At 73.4% G+C, this 9245-nt stretch carries 7 protein-coding genes and 2 tRNA genes; 3 read left to right on the top strand and 6 right to left on the bottom strand.

Annotated features, from left to right (window positions below; all coding sequences use genetic code 11):
• Nucleotides 1–428: 428 nt before the first annotated feature.
• The 3 genes from GT045_RS36740 to GT045_RS36725 all read left to right on the top strand — a co-directional run bounded on the left by GT045_RS36740 (nucleotide 429) and on the right by GT045_RS36725 (nucleotide 5289).
• The gene (locus tag GT045_RS36740; protein ID WP_161336867.1) at nucleotides 429–2558 is read left to right on the top strand and encodes a hypothetical protein; all 2130 of its coding nucleotides are present in this window, start codon (nucleotides 429–431) and stop codon (nucleotides 2556–2558) included.
• A gap of 242 nt (nucleotides 2559–2800) precedes the next feature.
• Nucleotides 2801–4318, top strand: coding sequence for a N,N-dimethylformamidase beta subunit family domain-containing protein (locus tag GT045_RS36730; protein ID WP_161336866.1), 1518 nt, complete (start codon nucleotides 2801–2803; stop codon nucleotides 4316–4318).
• A 71-nt stretch (nucleotides 4319–4389) separates the two neighbouring features.
• Nucleotides 4390–5289, top strand: a complete 900-nt coding sequence (locus tag GT045_RS36725) for a phosphoribosylaminoimidazolesuccinocarboxamide synthase (RefSeq protein ID WP_161336865.1) — start codon at nucleotides 4390–4392, stop codon at nucleotides 5287–5289.
• Between the two features lie 70 nt (nucleotides 5290–5359).
• Here GT045_RS36725 and GT045_RS36720 read toward each other — a convergent pair.
• From GT045_RS36720 to GT045_RS36695, 6 genes are all read right to left on the bottom strand, one after another.
• Nucleotides 5360–5435 (bottom strand) — tRNA-Gly (locus GT045_RS36720).
• Nucleotides 5436–5458: 23 nt separating this feature from the next.
• Nucleotides 5459–6073, bottom strand: coding sequence for a response regulator transcription factor (locus GT045_RS36715; RefSeq protein WP_161336864.1), 615 nt, complete (start codon nucleotides 6071–6073; stop codon nucleotides 5459–5461).
• Nucleotides 6070–7293, bottom strand: coding sequence for a histidine kinase (locus GT045_RS36710; protein ID WP_161336863.1), 1224 nt, complete (start codon nucleotides 7291–7293; stop codon nucleotides 6070–6072). Before GT045_RS36710 ends, GT045_RS36715 begins: the two co-directional genes overlap by 4 nt.
• Before the next feature lie 28 nt (nucleotides 7294–7321).
• Entirely contained in the window at nucleotides 7322–8110 is a 789-nt protein-coding gene (locus GT045_RS36705; protein ID WP_161336862.1) for an ABC transporter permease, read from the bottom strand.
• The gene (locus GT045_RS36700; protein WP_161292525.1) at nucleotides 8107–9045 is read right to left on the bottom strand and encodes an ABC transporter ATP-binding protein; all 939 of its coding nucleotides are present in this window, start codon (nucleotides 9043–9045) and stop codon (nucleotides 8107–8109) included. The genes GT045_RS36705 and GT045_RS36700 overlap by 4 nt, the downstream gene beginning before the upstream one ends.
• 127 nt (nucleotides 9046–9172) lie before the next feature.
• Nucleotides 9173–9245: transfer RNA gene (locus GT045_RS36695), tRNA-Gly, on the bottom strand.

The raw sequence follows: 9245 nt of genomic DNA, 5'->3' as shown, positions 1-9245 counted from the left end.
CGGTCCTCGGCACCCTCGGCAGCCGAAACCGACCCGATCGCCGGCGGTCCTCGGCGTACCCGACAGCCGCAGCCGATCCGTCGCCTCCGGCCGTCGGCAGTCAGCCGCCCCTCCGCCTTCCGCCTGCTGCCCGGCCCCCCGTCCCCTCCGGTCGTCGGCACTCGGCAGCACCCTCGTGACCCGTCAGGCCCCGGAGCGGATCCGGGGCCTGATCTTTGCTGTCTGTCACCCAGCTCTGACCAGAGCCATTCCATCGAGTGAGCAATCGCCTATCCGGCTGACGAGCGCCCGGGCCCCAACTAGGGTGCCGCGCAAGCGTTCCGGCACTTGGCCCACCGGCATTGCGATGTCAGTGACGGGTGCCACAGTGGGGGAGTGAGCAAGTCCAGGGCAGCACGCGATCGGCAGAGAGGGGGCGAGGTCGGCACGTGACCGGAATCGGTGTGGAGGCAGGCGCACAGGCCGCGCGCTCCCGGGCCCTCGCCGTGCTGCGGGTCCGGGGCCGGGCGCTGGCCGTGGCCCTGCTGCCCGCGGGCGCCGCGGTGATCCTGCTGACCGGAGCCTCCACCGGCCATCTCGTCGGCCCGGGCTGGGACACCGCCCGGTGGGTCGTCGGCGTGCTCGCCGTGCTGGTGCTGCTGGTCGCCGCCGGCGTCTGCGTGGTCCTGGCGCGCGCCCGCCCCGCGACGAGCCCCACGGTGTCGATCCCGGAGCGGTCCGCCCCGGACCTGTACCGGATGGTGCGCGACCTCGCCGACCGTCTGGACGTGCCGGCCCCGTCCGCCATAGCGCTCACCCCGGACTGCGACAGCTGGCTGGAGGACCGCACCCATTCGGCGCACGGTCCGCCCCCGCGTCCGGCGCCCGACGAGATAGCGGGCCCCGGCCGCCGTCGGACCCCGGTCGCACCGGTCCTCGTCATCGGCTCCCCGTTCCTGTGGTGGATGCGCGTCGGTGAGCTGCGTGCGGTCCTCGCCCCGGTCATCGCCGGTACGGGTCCCTCGGCCCACCCGGACATAGCCGCCGCCCGCCGTTTCATCCGCGGACTGGACGCGGCCGTGGCCGTCGCCTCGGTCCCCGGCCGCTGTCCGCTGACCCGAGGGGTGTGCGCGGGGCTCGGCTGGATCGCGCGGCTGCTGCTGCGCGGCTGCCGGGAGCACGCGATGCAGATGGAGCGCGGGGTCGCGGCGGCGGCGGCCGAGCGCGCCCAGACCGTCGACTACGGCCTGCGGATCGTCGCCCAGGAACAGGTCGGGCTCGCCTACGCCGGCTGGGACCGGCTGCTGACCAGGGTCGCCCTGCCCGCCTGGCGGATGGGCCGCTGGCCGTCCCGGCTGGACGCGGGCGTGGTGGCGGCGCTCACCGAGCTGTCCCGCCGTGACCGGCTGGCCGAGGGCTTCACCTCCCGGCTCGGCGAGCGGCCGGCCTGCGATCTGCTGGAGGAGCCCGGAGCGGTGGACGAGGCCACCTCGCTGCTCGCCGCCCACCTCTTCCACGGCGGTCCCGCCGAGTCCGGGTCGGGCTGGGCCCCGGTGGACTGGCAGGCGTATCCGGAGGAGGTCGTGGACCGCACCTGGCGTGCCGACGCGGCCCGCCTGCACCGCGTCCTCGACTCCCTCGGCGTCCGCCCCTCCCTCGACCCCGCGGACCCCGACCCCGGCGGCCCCACCCTGGCCCGCGTCCTGGACCACCTCGCGGAGCCGCCCGCTGCGGCCCGCACCGGCCCCGGCAGCCCCGCCACCACCGAACCGGGCACCCGGCCGCGTCCGCCCCGGGCTGCCGGCCCGGCCCCTCGCCCCGAGCACACCGCCGAACCGGCCCCACGCCTTCCGCACGACGACGATGCGGCCCCACACCTTCCGCACGACGACGATGCGGCCCCACACCTTCCGCACGACGACGATGCGGCCCCACACCTTCCGCACGACGACGATTCGGCCCTTCACCCGCCGCACGACGACGATGCGGCCCCCCGCCTCCACTCGCCGCACGACGACGAACCGGCCCCCCGCCTCCACTCCCCGCACGACGGGGAGCCGGCCCTCCACTCCCCGTACGACGACGAGCCGGCCCTCCACTCCCCGCACGACGACGAGCCCCTCCTGCCCGCCTCGTACGACGACGAAGAGGACGCCGATCGGGCCACCGAGCGGAGTGCCGCGCTGGCCGCCGGGCTGAGTGCCGCGCTGGCGTGGGAGGAGACGGCGGTACCGGACGGCGGCAGCGGCGGCAGTGCGGCCCGCCCGGGTCCCGAGAGCGCGCTGTGGGCCGTAGGCGACGGCATGCTGCCGCCCTTCCCGCTGCAACCCCAGCGGACCGCCCGCGAACTGCTCGCCGACCATGTCACGGCGATGGTCTGCTGCGCGGCCGTGGACACCGCCGGTGCCGTCCCCGCGCTGGACTGGCTGGACGGCCCGTCCCTGCTGCTGGGCGGCGAGCGGGCCGCCGACCTGGCCCCCAAGGTCCTCAGCCTGATCGAGGAGGGGGACCCGGGTCCGCTGCGCGACTGGCTGATCGCCTCCGGGATACGACCGGAGAAGCCCGTGCGGCTGGTGTGACGGGGCCGTAGCGTCTTTGTCACCGGCGTAACGGAAAGGCGACTTCCACTTCAGGTCAATTCGCAACGACTAGTGACCGAGCCCGTGCGTTATGTGATGTGCTGGGATCGACCACGCCTTTGGCAAAGGCACGCGACATACGACAGCGCGGCCGAGCACGGCCGGCGCGGCGAGCCGCAGCCGCAGTGAGCACAGCGCGTACCACCGAGACAGCCACGGGGGCATGAGGGAGGGGAGCGACCATGGCCTCGGACCACATTCGCCGCTGGGAGTCGGGAGCACTCGCGCACGCCGTCACGGACCCCTTCGGCCAGGGCCCGGTGCCCTGGCTGCGCGGCAGCGAGACGTACTTCGACGACACCGGTCACGTCGTGCCCTGGTACGTCGACCCCGACCCGCGGCAGTCCGCCGGGGGCGGAGGCGGCCGGACCGGCGTCGGCACGCGCGTCCCCGCGCCGCGGGCGGCTCCGGCCGGTCCCCGCTCGGCCGACGACGTGCACCGCCAGATCAAGGGGTTCACCTCCACCGGCGCGGTCGCGCCCGGCGAGGCGATCGACTTCCACATCACGGTCGACCCGCCGCAGGAGTTCAGCGTCGACATCTACCGCATCGGCCACTACGGCGGTGACGGCGCCGCCAAGATCACCACCAGCCCCCGGCTGCCCGGCATCGTCCAGTCCCCGCCGCTGACCGCCGACCGCACGGTCTCCTGTCACCACTGGTGGCTGTCCTGGCGTCTGCAGGTGCCCTCGTACTGGAGCATCGGCGCCTACGTGGCCGTCCTCACCACCGCCGACGGCTACCGCTCACACGTGCCCTTCACGATCCGCGACGACCACCCCGCCGACCTGCTCCTGCTGCTGCCCGACATCACCTGGCAGGCGTACAACCTCTACCCGGAGGACGGGCACACCGGTGCCAGCCTCTACCACGCGTGGGACGAGCGGGGCCGGCTGCTCGGCGAGGCCGACGCCGCGACCACGGTCTCCTTCGACCGGCCGTACGCGGGCGCGGGCCTGCCGCTGCACGTGGGCCACGCCTACGACTTCATCCGCTGGGCCGAGCGCTACGGCTACGACCTGGCCTACGCCGACGCCCGCGACCTGCACGCCGGCCGCGTCGACCCCACCCGCTACCGGGGCCTGGTCTTCCCCGGCCACGACGAGTACTGGTCGGTGCCCATGCGCCGGGCCGTGGAGGACGCCCGCGACCGCGGCACCTCACTGGTCTTCCTCTCCGCCAACACCATGTACTGGCAGGTGGAACTCGGCCCGTCCCCCTCCGGTGTCCCGGACCGGCTGCTGACCTGCCGCAAGCGCAAGGGGCCGGGCCGCCCGGTGCTCTGGCGGGAGCTCGGCCGGCCCGAGCAGCAGCTGGTCGGGATCCAGTACGCGGGCCGGGTGCCCGAGCCGCATCCGCTGATCGTCCGCAACGGCGGCCACTGGCTGTGGGAGGCGACCGGCGCGCACGAGGGCGAGGAGATCGCGGGCCTGGTCGCCGGTGAGGCGGACCGGTACTTCCCGCGCACCCCGCTGCCCGAGCACGACGAGCGCATCCTGCTCGCCCACTCCCCCTACACCGACAACGACGGCGTCCTGCGGCACCAGGAGACCTCGCTCTACCGCGCCCCCTCCGGCGCCTGGGTGTTCGCCTCCGGCACCTTCGCGTGGTCGCCGTCCCTGGACCGTCCCGGCCATGTGGATCCGCGCATCCAGCGGGCCACGGCGAACCTGCTGGACCGCATCTGCAAACGCGACTGACCCCTGGCCGCACCGCGATCACCCGCATACGGGAGAATCGAGGCACTTGGACAGAGCCACGGGGAGGAACCGTGTCCGGATTCGTAGAAAAGCCCGAGCCGATCGAGGTTCCGGGCCTGGTGCACCTGCACACCGGCAAGGTGCGCGAGCTGTACCAGAACGAGGCGGGCGACCTCGTGATGGTCGCCAGCGACCGCATGTCCGCCTACGACTGGGTGCTGCCCACCGAGATCCCGGACAAGGGCCGCGTCCTCACCCAGCTCTCCCTGTGGTGGTTCGACCAGCTGCGCGACCTCGCCCCGAATCACGTCATCAGCACCGAGCTGCCCGAAGGTGCCCCGGCCGACTGGGCGGGCCGCACGCTCATCTGCAAGTCCCTGAAGATGGTCCCGGTGGAGTGCGTGGCCCGCGGCTACCTCACCGGCTCGGGCCTGGCGGAGTACCAGGAGTCCCGGACCGTCTGCGGTCTCGCCCTGCCCGAAGGTCTCGTCGACGGCTCCGAACTCCCCGGCCCGATCTTCACCCCGGCCGCCAAGGCCGCGGTCGGCGAGCACGACGAGAACGTCTCCTACGAGGAGGTCGCCCGCCAGGTCGGCGCCGAGACCGCCGCCCAGCTGCGCCAGGCCACCCTCGCGGTGTACTCGCGGGCCCGCGACATCGCCCGGGACCGGGGGATCATCCTGGCCGACACCAAGTTCGAGTTCGGCTTCGAGGGGGACACCCTCGTCCTGGCCGACGAGGTCCTCACCCCGGACTCCTCCCGCTTCTGGCCGGCCGACCGGTGGCAGCCGGGCCGCGCCCAGCCGTCGTACGACAAGCAGTTCGTGCGGGACTGGCTGACCTCGCCGGAGTCCGGCTGGGACCGCAAGGGCGAGGAGCCCCCGCCGCCGCTGCCGGAGCAGGTCGTGGCGGCGACGCGGGCGAAGTACGTGGAGGCGTTCGAGCACCTGACGGGCACCGCCTGGAGCTGACGCACCCGCCCCCCGGCGCGAGCCGGGGGCGTACGCAAGAAGCCCCCGGCCGGAACCGGGGGCTTCTCCATGGAGCGGACGACGAGGCTCGAACTCGCGACCTCAACCTTGGCAAGGTTGCGCTCTACCAACTGAGCTACGTCCGCACTGCGCCGTGGCGCGAGAGCAACTATACCCAACCTCGCCGGCGTGCGAGACGCACTGCCGCATGACGGTTCTCGGCACCGAGTTTCGTGACGGCGGAGGAGAGGTAGTTGCGCACCGTCCCGGGCGACAGCGCGGCCCGCTCGGCGATCTCCGCGACCGGTGCCCCGTCGGCGGCCAGCTCCAGCACCTCGGCTTCGCGGGCGGTCAGCGGCGAGTCCCCGGCGGAGATCGCGTCGGCCGCCAACTCAGGGTCGACGTAGCGGTTTCCGGCGTGCACGGTCCGGATGATCTCGGCCAGCCGCTGGGCGCTGACGGTCTTCGGGACGAACCCGCGCACACCGGCCGCGAGCGCTTGCTTCAGATGTCCGGGCCGCCCGTGCCCGGTGACGATCAGCACCCGGCAGCCGGGCAGTTCGGTGCGCAGGGATGTGGCGACCTTCACACCGTCGGCGCCCGGCATCTGGAGATCCAGGACGGCCACGTCCGGTTCGTGCGCCACCGCCATGGCCAGCGCCTCGGGCCCGGTCGCGGCCTCCGCGACCACCAGCAGGTCGTCCTCCAGCGAGAGCAGCGCGGCCAGCGCCCCCCGGATCAGATGCTCGTCGTCGGCGAGCAGCAGCCGTACCGGAGCGCTCACGAGGTGACTCCTTCCACGGCCGCCAGCGGCACCCGCGCCATCAGCCGGAACCGGTCCCGGCCGGCGCCGACGATGCCCGACTCCAAGGTCCCGTCCACGGCGGCGAGCCGCTCCCGCAGCCCGGCGAGTCCCGAACCACCGCTCCCGCCCGGTGCCGTCGCACCGTCGTTCTCCACTGTCAGCACCACATGCCCCTCCAGCACCCTGAGTCTCACCTCGCACCGGACCGCGTCCCCGTGCCGCAGCACGTTGGTGGCGGCCTCGCGCACCACCCAGCCGAGCGCGGACTGCACCTCGGCGGGCAGCCCGGCCGGTTCCGCCCGGACCTCGCACGCGATGCCCGCCGCGGCCAGTACGCCCTGCGCGCCCGCGAGTTCGGCCCTCAGATCGGCCTCGCGGTAGCCGCGTACGACGGCCCGCACCTCCCGCTGCGACTCCTGCGCGATGCGCTGCACCTCGATCATCTGCTCCACCGCCGCCGGCCGCCCGCGCCGGGCGAGTTGGACGGCCAGCTCGCTCTTGAGGGAGATCACGGACAGGTTCCGGCCGAGGACGTCGTGCAGGTCCCGTCCGAACCGCAGCCGTTCCTCGGCGACGGCGAGCCGGGTCCGGGTCTCCCGGGCCTCGTCCAGCTCGTACACGCAGTTGAGCAGCCAGACGGAGAAGACACAGGTCAGGGCGATGAATCCGGCGCCCATGAGCACCATGAGGGCGGTGACCAGCGCAAGCGGCCAGGGTGCGCCGAGCGGCAGGGCCACCAGGCCGGCTCCGCAGGCGAAGCCGGCGACGATGGCGAAGGCGCGCCGCCGGGTGCGGATGCCGAGCGCCTGCATGCCGCCGCCCCAGGACAGCAGTCCGCCGTAGACCGTGCCGAGGGCGGTGCCGGTGCCGTTGCCGACGGGGCCGTACCGGTGCGTCGCCAGGGCACCCGCCGCCAGCACGAAGGAGAGGACGGCCAGCGCTGCCATGGCCCGTACCGGCCGGGGGCGCCGGCCGCGCGTCCAGTCCAGGGCGTGGGAGGCGGCGACCGCCATGACCACGCCGTGCCCGACGACCAGCGCGACCAGCCAGCCCGCGAGCCACGGCGGCACGTGCCCGACCGCGGGCAGCGCCACCCCGAAGACCTCGGCCACGACGAAGAAGTGGAACGACCAGCGGGTGTACGTCTCGACCTTCGCCGGTGTGCTCTTGCGCCGCCACCAGCCGCGCGGCCCGGTCATCCCCGTGTTCTCCCGTCACTTCCCGAGATCAGCGTCGCGGTTCCCAGCGGAATCGCCGCCGTACAGCAAACACCGCCAGGCAGCTCCAGGCCACCGCGGTCGCGAGGGCGGTGAGCGTCTCGCCGACGCTCAACTGGCCGGTCCAGCCGCCGCGGAAGAGCCGGATCGCCGGGGAGAGCGGCAGCAGTTGGCAGACGGCGGCCACCTTGGCGGGCAGGACTTCGACGGGGAAGGTGATCCCGGAGGCCGCCATCGACACGAACATCATCGGCAGCGTGGTGATCTGACCGCTCTCCACGCTGCGGGTGAAGGACGCGGTGAGCGCGGCCAGCGCGCCACTCACCAGGAAGCCGGCCACCAGTCCGGGCAGGATCAGGTACGGCGCCCTGGGCGCGCCGGTGTGCAGCAGGACCGCGCATCCCACGCACAGCAGCAGCGTCTGGGCCAGCCCGAGCCCGACGGCGGGCAGGGCGGTCCCGGTGAGGATCTCGGTGTCGGAGAGCTCGCCGGTGCGCAGCCGTTTGAGGACGAGTTCCTCGCGGCGGGCGACGTAGGCGTTGGTCAGTGAGGCGTACACGGCGAAGAGGAAAGAGAAGCCGACCGCGGCGGTCAGCAGGGTGGTGCCGACGGTCATCCCGTGCTCGGCCAGGTCCAGCCGGTCGAGGGCCGGCCGCACGCTGAGCGGCAGCATGAGCGGCACGGCCAGCGCGGTGAACACGACCCCGCGGTTGCGGCCGAGGAGGGCGAGTTCGGCCTGTCCCAGCGCGCGCAGCCGCTGTACGGAGCCCGGGCCGATCCCGGGGACGGAGATGTTCATGCCGCCACCTCCTGCTCCCGTGCGATCCCGAGGAACGCCTCCTCCAGTGAGGCCGAGCGCACGTCCAGCCCGCGCAGTTCGACACCGGCCCGGTCGGCCCAGGCCAGTATCCCGGTGGCGGTGCGCTGGAGTTGGGTGGTGCGCAGCAGTACGACGCGTCCCTCGCTCTCGTGCCCGCAGACGCCGAGGTCGGCGAGGGGCGGCAGATCGCCGGGGAAGTAGCCCTCGGGCAGTTCGAAGGACATCCGGGAGGGGCGGCCGGCGGTGACCTCGGCCGGGGTGCCGGAGACGGCGATCCGGCCCCTGTGCAGGATGGCGAGCCGGTCGGCGAGCCCCTCGGCCTCCTCCAGGTAGTGCGTGGTGAGCAGCACGGTGGTGCCGGCGGCGCGCAGTTCGCGCACCAGCGCCCAGGTGTCCCGGCGGCCCTCCGCGTCGAGTCCGGTGGTCGGTTCGTCGAGGAACAGGACCTCGGGACCGCCGAGCAGCGCGAGCGCCAGGTCCAGGCGCCGCCGTTCACCGCCGGAGAGCTGTTTGACGCGCACCGCGTGCTTGTCCGCGAGCCCCACCAGCTCCAGCACCTCGGCTTCGGGCCGGGCCCCGCTGGTGCACCCCGCCCACATCCGGGTGGTCTCCAGGACGGTCAGTTCGGCGGGGAAGCCGCCTTCCTGGAGCATGACACCGGTGCGGGGCCGTACGGCGGCCCGCTCCCGGTAGGGGTCGTGGCCGAGCACCCGGACCCGGCCGCCGGCCGGCGCCGCGAGCCCTTCCAGCAGTTCGACCGTCGATGTCTTTCCGGCACCGTTGGTGCCCAGCAGGGCGAAGACCTCCCCGCGCGCCACGGAGAAGGTGATTCCGCGTACGGCCTCGAACCCGCCCCCGTAGACGCGCCTGAGGTCGGTGACCTCGATCACGTGCTCGTGTTCGTCGATGTCCATGGCACCAGCGTCCCGGCGGTGCGTGCCGGCCGGCAGTGCGCGTTGTCATTAGTGCGCATGACAAATGTCAGGCCCGGTTCCGGACACGAAGAAGACCCCGGTCCATTGGACCGGGGTCTCATTCCCGAGCGGACGACGAGGCTCGAACTCGCGACCTCAACCTTGGCAAGGTTGCGCTCTACCAACTGAGCTACGTCCGC

Origin of the sequence: Streptomyces sp. SID486 (assembly GCF_009865385.1) — a bacterium.
Classification (GTDB): Bacteria; Actinomycetota; Actinomycetes; order Streptomycetales; family Streptomycetaceae; genus Streptomyces.
This window is presented reverse-complemented; position numbering and strand designations above follow the sequence as displayed.